13 protein-coding genes and 1 tRNA gene are annotated in these 13,671 nt (G+C 61.5%); 6 read left to right on the plus strand and 8 right to left on the minus strand.

All coding sequences use genetic code 11. The features are described from left to right. The first annotated feature begins 6 nt into the window (after positions 1–6). Both P2T68_RS02980 and bcsQ read left to right on the plus strand, forming a co-directional pair. Positions 7–1,131 carry a cell division protein FtsQ gene (locus P2T68_RS02980; protein ID WP_277379045.1) on the plus strand — a complete coding sequence of 375 codons (1,125 nt, stop codon included), beginning with the start codon at positions 7–9 and terminating at the stop codon, positions 1,129–1,131. Between the two features lie 177 nt (positions 1,132–1,308). Continuing rightward, a complete protein-coding gene (gene bcsQ, locus P2T68_RS02985) occupies positions 1,309–2,241 on the plus strand; it encodes a cellulose biosynthesis protein BcsQ (RefSeq protein ID WP_069075098.1) in 933 nt (310 codons plus the stop codon). A 241-nt stretch (positions 2,242–2,482) separates the two neighbouring features. On the opposite strand, the gene P2T68_RS02990 is transcribed toward bcsQ, so the two are convergent. The 5 genes from P2T68_RS02990 to P2T68_RS03010 all read right to left on the minus strand — a co-directional run bounded on the left by P2T68_RS02990 (position 2,483) and on the right by P2T68_RS03010 (position 6,688). After that, positions 2,483–3,670 (minus strand): methyltransferase, encoded by a 1,188-nt coding sequence (locus P2T68_RS02990; RefSeq protein WP_277379047.1) that lies wholly within the window; start codon positions 3,668–3,670, stop codon positions 2,483–2,485. Further along, positions 3,651–4,340: an ABC transporter permease gene (locus P2T68_RS02995; RefSeq protein ID WP_041161076.1), complete on the minus strand. Its 690-nt coding sequence runs from the start codon at positions 4,338–4,340 to the stop codon at positions 3,651–3,653. The genes P2T68_RS02990 and P2T68_RS02995 overlap by 20 nt, the downstream gene beginning before the upstream one ends. 38 nt (positions 4,341–4,378) lie before the next feature. Then, positions 4,379–5,074, minus strand: a complete 696-nt coding sequence (locus P2T68_RS03000; RefSeq protein WP_024072847.1) for an ABC transporter permease — start codon at positions 5,072–5,074, stop codon at positions 4,379–4,381. Positions 5,075–5,148: 74 nt separating this feature from the next. Then, the gene (locus tag P2T68_RS03005; protein ID WP_024072848.1) at positions 5,149–5,901 is read right to left on the minus strand and encodes an ABC transporter substrate-binding protein; all 753 of its coding nucleotides are present in this window, start codon (positions 5,899–5,901) and stop codon (positions 5,149–5,151) included. 13 nt (positions 5,902–5,914) lie between these two features. After that, positions 5,915–6,688 carry an ABC transporter ATP-binding protein gene (locus P2T68_RS03010; RefSeq protein ID WP_024072849.1) on the minus strand — a complete coding sequence of 258 codons (774 nt, stop codon included), beginning with the start codon at positions 6,686–6,688 and terminating at the stop codon, positions 5,915–5,917. 554 nt (positions 6,689–7,242) lie between these two features. On the opposite strand from P2T68_RS03010, the gene gabP reads away from it, so the two are divergent. Continuing rightward, positions 7,243–8,634 carry a GABA permease gene (gabP, locus tag P2T68_RS03015; protein WP_024072850.1) on the plus strand — a complete coding sequence of 464 codons (1,392 nt, stop codon included), beginning with the start codon at positions 7,243–7,245 and terminating at the stop codon, positions 8,632–8,634. A gap of 201 nt (positions 8,635–8,835) precedes the next feature. Here gabP and P2T68_RS03020 read toward each other — a convergent pair whose 3' ends face one another. Beyond that, the gene (locus P2T68_RS03020) at positions 8,836–9,249 is read right to left on the minus strand and encodes a hypothetical protein (protein ID WP_024072851.1); all 414 of its coding nucleotides are present in this window, start codon (positions 9,247–9,249) and stop codon (positions 8,836–8,838) included. A 17-nt stretch (positions 9,250–9,266) separates the two neighbouring features. Next, entirely contained in the window at positions 9,267–10,238 is a 972-nt protein-coding gene (locus P2T68_RS03025; RefSeq protein ID WP_277379048.1) for an alpha/beta fold hydrolase, read from the minus strand. A gap of 139 nt (positions 10,239–10,377) precedes the next feature. Between P2T68_RS03025 and P2T68_RS03030 the strand changes: the two genes are divergently transcribed. The 3 genes from P2T68_RS03030 to P2T68_RS03040 all read left to right on the plus strand — a co-directional run bounded on the left by P2T68_RS03030 (position 10,378) and on the right by P2T68_RS03040 (position 13,454). Further along, positions 10,378–11,343, plus strand: coding sequence for an arsenic resistance protein (locus P2T68_RS03030; RefSeq protein ID WP_193690084.1), 966 nt, complete (start codon positions 10,378–10,380; stop codon positions 11,341–11,343). A gap of 86 nt (positions 11,344–11,429) precedes the next feature. After that, positions 11,430–13,037: a glycosyltransferase family 39 protein gene (locus P2T68_RS03035; RefSeq protein WP_277379049.1), complete on the plus strand. Its 1,608-nt coding sequence runs from the start codon at positions 11,430–11,432 to the stop codon at positions 13,035–13,037. A 114-nt stretch (positions 13,038–13,151) separates the two neighbouring features. After that, positions 13,152–13,454 carry a hypothetical protein gene (locus P2T68_RS03040; RefSeq protein ID WP_223817908.1) on the plus strand — a complete coding sequence of 101 codons (303 nt, stop codon included), beginning with the start codon at positions 13,152–13,154 and terminating at the stop codon, positions 13,452–13,454. Between the two features lie 130 nt (positions 13,455–13,584). On the opposite strand, the gene P2T68_RS03045 is transcribed toward P2T68_RS03040, so the two are convergent. Then, positions 13,585–13,660: transfer RNA gene (locus tag P2T68_RS03045), tRNA-Phe, on the minus strand. Positions 13,661–13,671 lie beyond the last annotated feature (11 nt).

The following is a 13,671-nucleotide window of genomic DNA, read 5'->3' on the forward strand; positions in this document are numbered from 1 at the left end:
CCGACCATGCCCGCTCCTACCGCACCGACTCCACCGAGCGAATTGGCCGTTCGTACCAGCCCCCTGGCGGCCTGGGTGCTGGTGCCCTTCCTGGCGGCGGGGCTTCTGTCTTGCGCCTGGCTGATGGTGAAGGGCCCGATCAGCTTCGTGCCGGCCAAGGTGGACACCGACATGCTGCTGCATGGCGACGTGACCCACCGTTTCGCCAAGGAACTGGCCAAGGCACCGATGGCGATCCAGGCCGCCAACCTGGAGCGTGGCTCCAGCTGGCTGGCCTTCGGCGATACCGGGCCGCGCGTGCGCCAGGGATGCCCGGGCTGGTTGTTTATCAGCGATGAGCTGCGCATCAACCGCCATGCCGACGCCAATGCACAGACCAAGGCCCAGGCCGTGATCGACCTGCAACAGCAACTGGGCAAAAAAGGGATCGACCTGCAAGTGGTGGTGGTGCCGGACAAGAGCCGCATCGCGGCCGCACAGCGTTGCGGCCTGTACCGCCCAGCCGTGCTCGATGGCCGTGTCCAGGCCTGGACTGCCGCGTTGCAGGCTGCCGGCGTCTCCGCGCTGGACCTGACTGACACGCTCAAGCCCCTGGGCCCGCAGGCATACCTGCGCACCGATACCCACTGGAGCGAAATCGGCGCCAACGCAGGGGCCCAGGCCCTGGCCCAGCGCATTCAGCAGCGCGGTATCAAGGCCACGCCGGAACAAATCTTCACGATCACCCAGGCACCGCTCGCCGTGCGCCCAGGTGACCTGGTGCGCCTGGCCGGCCTCGACTGGCTGCCGCCGAAATTGCAGCCACCGGGCGAGTCGGTCGCGGCCAGTTCCGCCCATGAAAGCGGTGGCGCCACCAGCAATGCCGACGACCTGTTCGGCGATGCCAGCCTGCCGAATGTGGCGCTGATCGGCACCTCGTTCTCGCGCAACTCCAACTTTGTGGGCTTCCTGCAAAAGGCCCTGAATGCGCCGGTAGGCAACTTCAGCAAGGACGGTGGCGAATTCTCCGGTGCGGCCAAGGCGTATTTCGACAGCCCGGCGTTTAAGCAAACCCCGCCCAAGTTGCTGATTTGGGAGATCCCGGAGCGCGACCTGCAGACGCCGTACGACCCGGTGACGATTAGTCAGTAAATTGACTTTTTGCCACTTGTCTAAAAAATAGCCAGCTCCTACAGCAAAATAATGACACTGTTGCTGGCTTGAAGCAGACTGCGGGCATTAAGGCGACGACAAAAAGACCTGCGGTAAGCAGTCGTATCAGCTGACCTTTTTCACGTCTTTAAGCTTCGCCGTGAGGAGGAATGTGCGATGAGCTTCACCGACAGTCTTCTCGTTCTTCTCGGCCAGGACGTGAGCCGAGACCCCCAAGGGCAGCATGCGCGGCTGCACTTTTTCGGCAGCATCCCGGTCGATGACGGCACACCGTTCTCCGGCCAGTCTCCCCGCGCCAATGAACAAACCCAGGCGGTAGCCGGCGCGGCGCCGCGCCCGAGCGTGGTGGCGCTGGTATCGGTGAATGGGGGTGTGGGCCGCAGCACCCTGGCCACCGCCTTGAGCAGTGGCCTGCAGCGCCACGGCGAACCGGTGGTCGCGCTGGACCTGGACCCGCAAAACGCCCTGCGGCTTCACTTCGGGGTCAGCCCGACTGCGCCGGGCATCGGCGTGGCCAGCCTGCAACATGCGCAGTGGGAGACTCTCCAGCAGCCGGGTTTTGCCGGTAGTCGGGTCATTCCCTTTGGCGACAGCGATACACAGCAACAGGAAAAGCTGCAGCGCTGGCTCAAGGATGAACCCGACTGGCTGGCGCAACACCTCGCCCCCCTGGACCTGAGCGCACGCCATACGGTGGTCATCGATACCCCTGCCGGAAATAACGTGTACGTGCACCAGGCGCTGAACGTGGCCGATGTGGTGTTGGTCATCGCCCAGGCTGACGCGGCATCTTTGGGAACACTGGATCAATTGCAGGCGCTGTTGGCGCCGCACCTGGAGCGTGAGCGCCCGCCGCAGGTGCACTTCGTGATCAACCAGCTCGATGAAGACAACGCGTTCAGCCTGGACATGGTCGAGGCGTTCAAGCAACGGTTGAACAAGGCGCCGTGGGAGGTGCATCGCGACATGGCGATCAGCGAAGCCCTGGCCTTCGGCGCAGACCCGTTGGACAGCCTGGCGGCGGGCCTGGCGAGCGACGATATCAACGACCTTTGCCGGTGGTTGATCGCCTGCAGAAAGCTGCGGTAAAGCGCGGTTTATACGCCTATCACCAGATGCTTATGCACAATTGGGCAGTGGCCGCTGTCACCCAATACACGTTTTGTGGAGCCGTTCTCATCACGCTGCAACTGCCTGTTTTGCGGGTGGTTTATGCCGTGGGTAAAAAATGAGCAGCATGGCTTTTTGCCGGTAGCGTTGTTGGCTACAGCTTCTGTAAAGATTCCATCAACAGAGTTATCCACAGGCTGGGGTGCGACAATTTTGCCCTTTAATCGCGCTCGGCAAGCACCATCAGGTTGCGCGGCGTCAGTGTCGATTCGCAGAAGCTGCCTACCTCGACCCTGTAGCCTTTCTCGGCCAGAAACAATGCCCGATCCAGTACCAGCCAGAGCTCCAGCGGGCGCCGAAACAGACCACGCAGCAATTCCAGGTTCCTGACCTCGGCCAGGCGACGCCAACCGCTGGCCTCCAGTGCGGGCCAATCCTGCTCGCCTGTGGATAACCCTTTGAGACTCGCCAGCTCCCGGCAGTAGTCGGCGAAGGGTTGGTCGAGCCAGCTGGAGGGCAGCGAGGGCGTGGGCAAATACTCGTCGCAGCCGCGTAATTGACGTTGCAACTGATCGAACCCCAGGCGCCGGGCCATCGACGTATCCCGTTGCGCGCGCACGCGGGCACCGGCGGTGACGGTTTCGCTCAGCGGCAGGCCAAGGTCCTCGACCGACAGTTGCAGCCGCGACGCACGGCCGGCGCCGGACAGCGCCTGGTAGCGCTCGGCGTTGATGCGGTTATAACAACACGGTGCCAGCGCCAGTTGCTTGCAGCCGGCGGCACTGGCCGCGTGCAGCAGGCGCACATGCAGGTCGCCACAGGCGTGCAGGGCGACGGGGGTGTGGTCGGGGTTGATCGCTACGGTTGCCATTACGTCTTGCAGGCGATGGGTGACCGGCAACCGATGGCGATCGCTCAAGGCTTGGCCGGAGGCGATCAACGCCGGATCGTATTCCAGGCAGGTCAGCTGTTGGCCAGGTTGCAGCAGGCGGCGCCCGAGATGGCCTTTGCCGGCGCACCAGTCCAGCCAATGGGTCGGCGTCTGCGCAAAGTGCAGCGCGGCGCCGAACGCTTCGATCTGCTGCCATTTACGCCCGGGGACGTCGACATTCAAGCGATGGCGCGCGGCTGCCAGGGGCTGGGTCGGTAACTTATCCACAGCACTGAGGCGCAGGGCTTGCGCGGCCAGCTGTGGAAAAGGTGCGGGGGCGGGCAGGTCGTGGGGCTGGTTATGGCTGCTTTCGGCATCGGCCAACGAGCGCTGGCGCAACCATTGGGCGAGTTGCGGATGCTGGGTTTCCCAGGGTAGCCGGGAGTGCGTGAAGGGCCGTGGTCGCCACAGCCCTTGGTGCTCGACCAGGAACGCATCCAGCACCTGGAAGCGTGTCTCAACGTCCCTGGCAGGCATCGACGCGCAGCCAGCGTTCCAGCAGTTTGAAGCCGCGTACCAGGAGGTAGGCCATCAACAGGTAGAACAGTCCGGCCGCGAAGAAGATCTCAACCGGCAGGTAGGTGCGCGCGATGATGGTACGCGCCATGCCGGTCAGTTCCAGCAAGGTGACGGTACTGGCCAGGGCGCTGGCCTTGAGCATCAGGATCACTTCGTTGCTGTAGGCCGGCAGGCCGATGCGCGAGGCGCGGGGCAGGATGATGTAGAACAGCGTCTTGGGCTTGGACATGCCCAGGGCGCGCGCGGCTTCGATCTCGCCTGGCGGGATGGCCTGGATCGCACCGCGCAGGATCTCGGCGATATAGGCGGCGGTGTGCAGGGTCATGGTGGCGGTGGCACACCAGAACGGATCGCGCAGGTAAGGCCACATGAAGCTGTTGCGCACTGCATCGAACTGCGCCAGGCCGTAGTAGACCAGGAACAATTGCACCAGCAGCGGCGTACCGCGGAAGAAGAAAATGTAGCAATAGGGCAGGGTGCGTACGTACCAGCGCCGCGAGGAACGGGCAATGCCCAAAGGGATCGCCAGCAGCAGGCCGGCGATCACCGCGATGGCCACCAGCTCCAGGGTCAGGGTCGCGCCCTGGGCCAGTTTGGGCAGCCATTTGATGATCACGGCCCAGTTCAGGCCCAGGTCGAAATGGGACAGCCAGCTGTAGTCGCCGCTCATTGGGTGCTCCTTGTAAAGCCACGGCTGGCGCGTTTTTCCAGGAAGTGCATGCCGGTCATGGCCAGTACGGTGAGGCCCAGGTACATGAAGGCGGCGACCATGAAGAAGGTGAACGGCTGCTTGGTGACGGTCACGCCGATCTGCGCGTGGCGCATGATTTCTTCAAGGCCGATGACCGAGACCAACGCAGTGTCTTTCATCAGGATCATGAACAGGTTGCCCAGGCCCGGCAGGGCGATGCGCCACATTTGCGGCATGATCAAGCGGGTGAAGATGCGAAATTTCGACAGCCCCAGGGCGACACCGGCTTCACGATGGCCCTTGGGAATGGCAAGGATCGCGCCGCGGAACACTTCCGTGGCATACGCGCCAAAGCACAGGCCCAGGGCGATGACCCCGGCGGCAAAGGCGCTGAGGGACAGGTCGGGGTTACCCAGCATCTCCCCGAGGGCGCGCATCAGGTTGACTGTGCCGAAATAAATCAGCAGTACCCACAGCAGTTCGGGAATACCGCGGACGATGGTTGAGTACGCACCGCCCAGCCATTGCAGCGACTTGTAGGGGGAGGTCTTGGCCAAGGCACCGGCCAGGCCGAGCACCAACCCCAGGCACAGGGCCGTGAGCGCCAACTTGACGGTCATCAGCGCCCCGGCGGCGAGGGCGGGGCCGAATCCGTAGAGATCGAAATTCATGGTGTTTTCATATCGCGGCAGGCAAAGCTGAAAGCCGGCGCGCTTAAAGGCGCGCGCCGGGCAGGCCGATCAGATCATTCGATGCTGAACGGGAAGTACTTGTCGTTGATCTTCTTGTAGGTGCCGTCTGCCTTGATCTCTGCCAGGGCTTTGTTCAGGCGTTCGCGCAGTGGGTCGCCCTTGCGTACGGCGATACCGATCTTGTCGCTTTCTACAACCGGGTCGCCCTTGAACTCATAGGCCGAACCGTCTTTGCTCTTGAGCCATTCGTACTGCACGTACTTGTCGGCGAGGATCCCGTCCAGGCGGCCGGAGGTCAGGTCGAGGTAGGCGTTTTCCTGGGTGTCATAGAGCTTGGCGGTGGTGTCAGGCAGCTTGTCTTCCAGGTAGCTACCGGCCAACGTCGCACGTTGTGCGCCGATGATCTTGCCTTTGAGGTAGGCCGCGTCGGTCTTGAAGTCTGCCGTGGCTTTAGGAGCAATGAACTGCAGCTTGTTGGAGTAGTACGGGTCGGTGAAGTCGACGGCCTGCTTGCGTTCATCGGTGATCGACAGCGAGGACACCAGGAAGTCGAATTTCTTGGCGTTCAGGGCCGGGATGATGCCGTCCCAGTCGGAGACATACACTTCGCACTTCTCGACTTTCATCTTGGCGCACAGGGCATCGCCGATGTCTTTGTCGAAGCCCACGACGTTGCCGCTGGCGTCTTTATTGTTGAACGGCGGGTAGGCCGCTTCGATCCCCATTTTTAAGGTTTCTGCCATGGCCGTGGCGCTGAACGCCATCGAAACGGCCGCGGCCAGAAGGAATTTTTTATAGTTCTGCATGCAGGTTGCTCCGTTAACGGTTGCTGGACATGAATTGTTTGCAGCGCGCCGAAAGCGGGTTATCAAACACCTGCTGTGGCGATCCTTGCTCTTCGACCAGGCCCTGGTGCAGGAATACCACTTCACTGGACACCTGGCGGGCAAAGCCCATTTCATGGGTGACCAGCAGCATGGTGCGGCCCTCTTCGGCCAGCGCGCGGATCACATTAAGTACTTCCTGGACCATTTCCGGGTCAAGGGCCGACGTGGGCTCATCGAACAGGATGACCTTGGGCTGCATGGCCAGGGTGCGGGCGATGGCCGCTCGTTGTTGCTGGCCGCCGGACAGTTGCGCGGGGTAGGCGTGGCGTTTGTCACCGATGCCGACCTTGGCCAGCAGGGCCTCGGCGACTTCGATGGCTTCGGCCTTGCTCTGGCCGAGCACACGGCGAGGGGCCTCGATGATGTTGTCGAGGATGCTCATGTGCGGCCACAGGTTAAAGTTTTGAAACACAAAACCGATTTCGCTGCGCAGGCGGTTGATCTGCTTGCCGTCGGCGGCCATCAGCTCGCCGTTTTTCGCGGCCTTGAGCTTGAGCTCTTCGCCAGCCACCAGGATCTGCCCCTGGTGCGGGTTCTCCAGCAGGTTGATGCAGCGCAGGAACGTGGACTTGCCGGAACCGGAGGAACCCAGGATCGAGATCACATCGCCGTCGCGAGCGGTCAGCGAGATACCTTTGAGTACCTCCAGCTCACCATAGCGTTTATGCAAGTTGCGGATTTCAAGCGCGGGCGTGGCCTCAGCCATGTGCGGTCCTCATTGTGTTCATTGCGTTCGACGCTGTTGGGCCGCCTTCCTGGCGAGGCGCCAAGCTAGCATAGCGTCTGGATGACAGCCAACAGCGCTGCGGACGGTTAACCGGGGCTCTGCGGCAGGGTGTCGCATCGGCACAGCAGCGTGTCGCGCCATCAACAACCGAACAACCGTTTGATCCCGAAAATCCACAGGCTTTACGTAAAAAGGGCGCGATGGTGCCAGCTTTGGCCGGGTGTTGGAAGGGTTAACCGGGCAAACGGTGCCTGGCAGCACTTTTATAGAGCGTCGCGGACTTTGTGTGTGTGTTTGTGGTGCACGCGCTGCTCTGGAAAGTGGGTCGCTCGGTAACGCTGTAGCGGAATGCCAGCATTCTCAATGACTTGCAACGGTTAATGAATTGTCCTACAGCCCGCGTCAATTGCGGCTTTGTAACATTTTGGCGCAAATCTTGCGTAAAAAATAAAGAACGCCTTGTTGGTTTCTTTTCACAAGAAAGACTGCAGACCGGGCGAACCGTTTTCGCAATTCCTCGCAAAGGTGTGTCAATGAGTAGTACGCAAAGCTCCAATGACCTCGAACAGGGGCTCAAACCGCGTCACGTCACGATGTTGTCGATTGCCGGCGTTATTGGCGCCGGTTTGTTTGTCGGCTCCGGCCACGCGATAGCTGCCGCCGGCCCTGCGGTGCTGCTGGCCTACGCCGCTGCCGGTACGCTGGTGGTGCTGGTCATGCGCATGCTGGCCGAGATGGCCGTGGCGTCACCGGACACCGGTTCGTTCTCCACCTACGCCGACCGGGCAATCGGTCATTGGGCCGGTTTCACCATTGGCTGGCTGTACTGGTGGTTCTGGGTCTTGGTGATTCCTTTGGAAGCCAACGCCGCCGCCACCATTCTCAACGCCTGGTTCCCTAACGTGGCCATCTGGGCGTTTACCCTGATCATTACCTTGCTGCTGACGGCGACCAACCTGTTCAGCGTGAAGCACTACGGCGAGTTCGAGTTCTGGTTCGCGTTGATCAAAGTCGTGGCGATCGTGGGCTTTGTGATTCTCGGCCTGGCCGCGATCTTCGGCTTTTTGCCGACCAGCCAGGTCAGCGGCGTGTCCCACCTGTTCGATACCCAGGGCTTCATGCCCAATGGCATGGGCGCGGTATTGGCGGCGATCCTGACCACCATGTTCTCCTTCATGGGCACCGAGATCGTCACCATTGCGGCGGCTGAATCGAAGAACCCAGGCCAGCAAATCACCAAGGCCACCAACTCGGTGATCTGGCGGATTGGTTTGTTCTACCTGCTGTCGATCTTCATCGTGGTTTCCCTGGTGCCTTGGAATGATCCGAGCCTGGCGGCCGTAGGTTCCTACCAGACCGTGCTGGAGCGCATGGGCATCCCGAATGCCAAGCTGATCGTCGACCTGGTGGTATTGGTCGCCGTGACCAGCTGCCTGAATTCGGCGTTGTACACCGCCTCGCGCATGCTGTTCTCCCTGGGGCGTCGTGGTGATGCACCGGCTGTGTCCAAGCGCACCAACAAAAGCGGTACGCCTTACTGGGCGGTGATGCTGTCCACGGGCGCAGCGTTCCTGGCGGTGTTCGCCAACTACGTGGCCCCAGCGGCAGTGTTCGAATTCTTGCTGGCCAGTTCCGGCGCCATCGCGCTGCTGGTGTACCTGGTGATCGCGGTGTCGCAACTGCGCATGCGCCAGAAGCGCACGGCGGCGGGCGAGAAGATCGTCTTCAAGATGTGGCTGTTCCCGGGCCTGACCTACGCGGTGATGGTGTTCATCGTGGGCACGCTGACCATCATGCTGTTCCAAGAGGCCCATCGCGTGGAAATCATTGCGACTGGGGTCTTGAGCTTGCTGGTAGTGGCGGCGGGGTTGTTGGTGTCGAGCCGTCGCAAGGCGCAGAGAGTCGGCGCGGTGGTGCTGAATTGATGTGATGGAATGCGGTGCTTGATTGCGCCGCAGTTCAGATGTGGGAGGGGGCTTGCTCGCCTTCTGTAGGAGCGAGCTTGCTCGCGAAAAACCTCAACGATAACGCGTGTTTCCTGAATCAACGCGGCGCCTGTGAGTTTTTCGCGAGCAAGCTCGCTCCTACAGAAGGCGAGCAAGCCCCCTCCCACATGTTGTTTGGCGTCAGTCTTGGGCGTTGGTGAGGGCCTGGGAGGCGGCCACATAGTCGGCCTGGAACTGCGGCGACTCGATCCACGCCAGGGCGGCAGCTTCATCCTCGCTGTCCGTGGCCCACTGCCGATACTCGATCAGTGCCGCCAGGATAAAGTCGGTGGCTTCTTCTTCGCCTTCCTGTTCCAGCACCAGTGCGAGCAGTGGGTGGGCCAGGAACACCGCACACAGTGCCTGCTGGCTGGTCTCGCCGGCGGTACGCATCGCCACGAACAGCTCGGTCAAATCCACCGACTCAAGGTCAATCCGGTCATCATCCCCGGCAAACGCATCCGGCTTGGTCGCGACGGCGCGCTGGGTACGGTTCTGCTTGGCCTTGGCCTTGGCCCGGTGGGCACGTTTTTGCTGCTTGTTCGGCGAGGCCATGGGCTCACGTCCTTGGGTCAGGATCTGGGTGGGGTATTGAAGCGCAGGTTGGGGGAAATCCCAAGGGTATCTGGCGCTAATTGGCCGTTTTGAAGCCAGGCCAATGCGATCGGCCACAATCGGTCCTGATACTCGCTGCGAAAGAATGCGAAATGCCCGACCTGTTTTTCGCCGATGTCTTGTGGAGCGATGCGCAGATGGGTGCGCTCACTGTTTGCGAAATAGCCCAGCAAGCGCTCAATCGCCGCCACGGTGCCGAACGGGTCGTCAGTGATGCTGATCGCCAACATCTGCGCCGTCACACGACTGAATGGCAAGTCGGCCAGGGCACGCCCGCTGGGCCGCGTCTCATACCTGGGCGTTGGCGTGCTCCAGTCGCGCACCACGCCTGCCGGCGTATCCTCCAGCCAGCCCAACCGCTTGCCGGGGAAATACCCACAGAGTGCCGTCACCAGCGGCATCACCACATGCCACTTGGCAAACATCTGCCAGCGCCCGGCGGCTGCGTAATCGCGCCAGTAGGCGAACTGCGCGCCCACGGTGACGATTCGCCGGATCACCGCGCCGGATGCAGCCAACCCCGCCGCACAGCCACCAAAGCTGTGGCCGACCACATCAATCGGTTGGCCTGGAAACTCGCGCTGTGCCCGCCGCAGGATCGCTTCGAAATCCCGCGTGCCCCAATCCGACCATGACGCCTTGAAACCGCGCAACGAACCGAGGCGGGATTCGCCGATGCCGCGATAGTCGTAGGTGATCACGTCGAAGCCGTTGGCGAACAGGTAATCGGCGAAACGTGAGTAGTGGCGGCAACGTACGGAGGTGGCGGCATTGATGATGACGACCGGTCGTTCGAGATCGGTACGCGGGTGGCGCCAGGTGGAGCCTGCGAGGGGGTAGCCGTCGGCGGCGGATTCTTTGAAGGATTCGCGTTGGCTATTTCTGGGTGTAGTTGCACGTTCTATTGAAGAGGCGTCATTCAAGTTCATCGTTTCAAAGCCCCTGCCTGGATTATTGTTTTTAGTACCGAAATTATTGATTGCATCGAGCAGTACAACGCCTCTTCCCTCGACCTCGCGCCAGTAGAAGCATAGGCTCACGCCTTTGCGATTTACACTGAGTGTTTTCATGACCCGCGACACCCTCGAGCACAATCAGGTCCCGGTCTACTTCGTCGCCGTCCTGCTGGCTGCCGCTTTCGGCCTGCTCGCGCCTTCGTTGGCCCATGGCCTTGGCGTGCTGGTTACGCCCGCCATCGCGGTGCTGATGTATGCGATGTTCCTGCAAATCCCGTTTCTGGATCTGCGCCAGAGCCTGGGTCACAAGCGCTTTCTGGCAGCGTTGCTGCTGGCCAATTTCATCCTCGTGCCGTTGCTGGTGTGGGGGTTGACCCGTGGCCTGGTGGAGCGCCCGGCGTTGCTGGTGGGCGCATTGCTGGTGTTGCTGACGCCGTGTATCGACTACGTGGTGGTGTTTACCCATATCGGTAAGGGCGATTCCCGCCTGATGCTGGCGGCGACGCCGTTGCTGTTGCTGTTGCAGTTGGTGCTATTGCCGGTGTACCTGGGTTTTATGCTGGGGGCGCAGGCCGACGTGGTGGTGCAGGCAGGGCCGTTTGTCGAGGCGTTCCTGTTGTTGATCGTGGTGCCGATGATCCTGGCGGTGATCACCACCTCCCTGGCGCGGCGATCATCGCCGGTCAACGCTTGGAGCAATGCCTGGGCGTGGTTGCCGGTGCCGGCGATGGCGCTGGTGTTGTTCGTGGTGATCGCCTCGCAAATCACCTCGGTGGTGCGGGATATCAACCTGCTGCTCCCGGTACTGCCGGTGTATATCGGCTTTTTGCTGCTGGCGCCGCTGATGGGGGCGTTGGCCGCGCGGTTGTTCGCGTTGCCCGCGGTCACGGCGCGGGCGGTGACGTTCAGTGCATCGACGCGCAACTCGCTGGTGGTGCTGCCCTTGGCGCTGGCGCTGCCCGAAGACGTGCGTGGGGTGGCGGCGACCGTGGTGATCCTGCAGACCCTGGTGGAGCTGGTGGGTGAGTTGGTCTACGTCCGGCTGATCCCGAAGTGGGTGTGGCCTGCGAGTCGCTAGAAGCGGCAATCTTCAGGTTGTTCAGGCGCTATTCAGGGGCGGGTTCGGCACCATAGGTCCGCGCTCCCTACCTGACAGGTCAACCGATGGATCAACGCTACCGCTTTCGCCTGGAGTCCCTGGGCATTTTTCTGATGGCTTTGTTGCTGTTCACCCTGGGTATCTGGGATCAGCAGCCCCAGGGTTTTGATGGGCGCTGGGCGTTGTTCCTGCAGGAGATGTTTCGCCATGGCGCGAGTCTTTTCCCTACGACCTATGGGCAGCCCTACGCCGACTACCCTGGTACCGCGACGTTTTTCAGTTTTGTATTTGCGCGCTTGTTCGACGCGCCAAACCATCTGGCAAATGTCCTGCCGACGGCGCTGGCCTCGGCGGGTGTGGTTGCCCTGATCTATCGCTTGCTGGTGCCTTACGGCCGCAACTGGGCGTTGCTCACGGTGCTGCTGACCTTGCTCACCACTCAGTTGCTGGAAAAGTCGCGCTCGGTCTGCCTGGACCAGATGGTGGCGCTGCTGTGCGTCGGCAGTTTCTATCTGCTGCACAGTGGGGAACGCCTCGGTTCGCGCCTCAGGCAATTGGCGGTGTTCCCGCTGTTCGTCCTGGGCTTTGCGATTCGCGGGCCGTTAGGGTTGATCGAGGTCTGCGGCGTGGTCTGCGTGTATTGGGCGTTGGGCCGTCCCGGCGAGCGGGTCAGGCAGGTGCTGGTGCACGGTATGGTTGGCCTGGTGCTGTTGGCGGCGTGCTGGTGGTTGCTGATGAAGCTGGCGCGGATCAGCGGTGGCGATGCCTTTGCCGATGAAGTGTTCAGGATGCAGGTCGGTGGGCGCCTCGACGAAACCGGTGAGCCGTTCTATTTCTATTTCCAGTTGAGTTTGTACCGCTACTTCCCCGTGGTGCCCCTGGCGTTGGCCACGATGGTTGCGTTGCGACATCGCTGGGCGCAGCGCCAATGCGATGAGAATGTGCAACTGACAATACGGCTTGCGGCCTGTGGCTTGATGATTTTGCTCGGGCTGTCGGTGCCGCACTTCAAGCGTGCCTATTACATCTTGCCCATGGTGCCAATGTTCGCCGCTGTCGCGGCCTATGGGCTGCTCCACGCGCAGGGCTGGTTTGCGGGCATACGTCGATGTTACGAAGGGCTCGTCGTGGCGTTGCCGGCGTTGGGTGGGGTTGTGGTGTTTGTGTGCCGCTATGGGTGGCAGAAACACGGTTACTGGCCTAACGTTTCGTTGCCTCTGCTGATTGGCGCCCTGGTGCTTTTGCAGGTGGCGGCGTTGCTTGCCTGGCGTCGCAGTGCGCGACTGGTGTCGCTCAGTGCGATTGCACTCGCGGCGCAGTGGTTGTTGCTGGTGACGGTGGTGGAGCCGGCCAAGGACCTGCAGTTCGACACCCGGCAGTTTGTCAGCCAGGTGGAAGCGCTGCGTGCGACGGAGCCTGGGCCATTGGTGTTCGTCAATCTCGGTCGGGACACCTGGGCGGTGCGCTACATGATGAACCTGGACCACGACGAGCAACCGCTGTTCGTTGGGCGCAATGAGATGGAACGGTTGGGCGAACTGCCTCGGCCGGCGTGGGTAATAGTGGCGCGTAAGGAAACCGCGCTGCTGCAGGGAACGCCAGTGGAGCATTTGACTCCGATGTACAACGGGCGCTTGAACGACAACCCGTTGCTGGTGTTTCTGCTCAAGTGAACAGGCGATTTAGAGCGTGTTGGTGTATGTTTGCCGGGTAAATGACCGGCGGGTCATATAACGCCTATCTGGCTTTACCGTTTTTGTAATCGTTGTAACGTGCGGATCAAGGAAATGATGGAAATGGACTTCAAGCGGCCCGGCGCTCAATCACCCGGTGCGACCTCCCTCGCGGGTGGCGGTCACGTGATCGGCCGCTCGCGGCTTGGCTTGCTGAGCATCTGTTTCGACGGCGGCTGCAGTTACCCCTCGATGATTATCATGTTGCAGGGCGTGTTCAAGCGCTACGGGCGGCTGGTGCGCTTTGGCGAGAAGTTGTCGGCGCAGGACTGGTTAAATCGGGTCGAGGAGCGCGGCTTCCAGGTGTCGGACCAAGAGAGGGCGGCGGTGGTGACGCTGATGTGGGATCGGCGTTGAGTGACCGAGTGGCAGGGGCGATGTTGAATCGCCCTTGATCAAGGCGCCAAATCCAAGGCAACAAAAAACCCGCACCAGGCGGGTTTTTTGTGTGTTCCAGATGATAGTTGCACCACCTGAAACTTAATAGTGGTGCCCAGAGACGGAATCGAACCGCCGACACGGGGATTTTCAATCCCCTGCTCTACCGACTGAGCTATCTGGGCAACGGGGCGCA

The sequence above is a fragment of the Pseudomonas sp. G11 genome (genome assembly GCF_029457515.1).
In the GTDB taxonomy this organism is placed as follows: domain Bacteria; phylum Pseudomonadota; class Gammaproteobacteria; order Pseudomonadales; family Pseudomonadaceae; genus Aquipseudomonas; species Aquipseudomonas gorinensis.

Bases quoted from the DNA above. Each gene is read 5' to 3' on its own strand.
- P2T68_RS03030 (WP_193690084.1), top strand. From the start codon at position 10,378: ATGACCCGCGACACCCTCGAGCACAATCAGGTCCCGGTCTACTTCGTC.
- P2T68_RS03025 (WP_277379048.1), bottom strand. From the start codon at position 10,238: ATGAACTTGAATGACGCCTCTTCAATAGAACGTGCAACTACACCCAGA.
- P2T68_RS03000 (WP_024072847.1), bottom strand. From the start codon at position 5,074: ATGAATTTCGATCTCTACGGATTCGGCCCCGCCCTCGCCGCCGGGGCG.
- bcsQ (WP_069075098.1), top strand. From the start codon at position 1,309: ATGAGCTTCACCGACAGTCTTCTCGTTCTTCTCGGCCAGGACGTGAGC.
- P2T68_RS03005 (WP_024072848.1), bottom strand. From the start codon at position 5,901: ATGCAGAACTATAAAAAATTCCTTCTGGCCGCGGCCGTTTCGATGGCG.
- gabP (WP_024072850.1), top strand. From the start codon at position 7,243: ATGAGTAGTACGCAAAGCTCCAATGACCTCGAACAGGGGCTCAAACCG.
- P2T68_RS03020 (WP_024072851.1), bottom strand. From the start codon at position 9,249: ATGGCCTCGCCGAACAAGCAGCAAAAACGTGCCCACCGGGCCAAGGCC.
- P2T68_RS02990 (WP_277379047.1), bottom strand. From the start codon at position 3,670: ATGCCTGCCAGGGACGTTGAGACACGCTTCCAGGTGCTGGATGCGTTC.
- P2T68_RS03010 (WP_024072849.1), bottom strand. From the start codon at position 6,688: ATGGCTGAGGCCACGCCCGCGCTTGAAATCCGCAACTTGCATAAACGC.
- P2T68_RS02980 (WP_277379045.1), top strand. From the start codon at position 7: ATGCCCGCTCCTACCGCACCGACTCCACCGAGCGAATTGGCCGTTCGT.
- P2T68_RS03035 (WP_277379049.1), top strand. From the start codon at position 11,430: ATGGATCAACGCTACCGCTTTCGCCTGGAGTCCCTGGGCATTTTTCTG.
- P2T68_RS03040 (WP_223817908.1), top strand. From the start codon at position 13,152: ATGATGGAAATGGACTTCAAGCGGCCCGGCGCTCAATCACCCGGTGCG.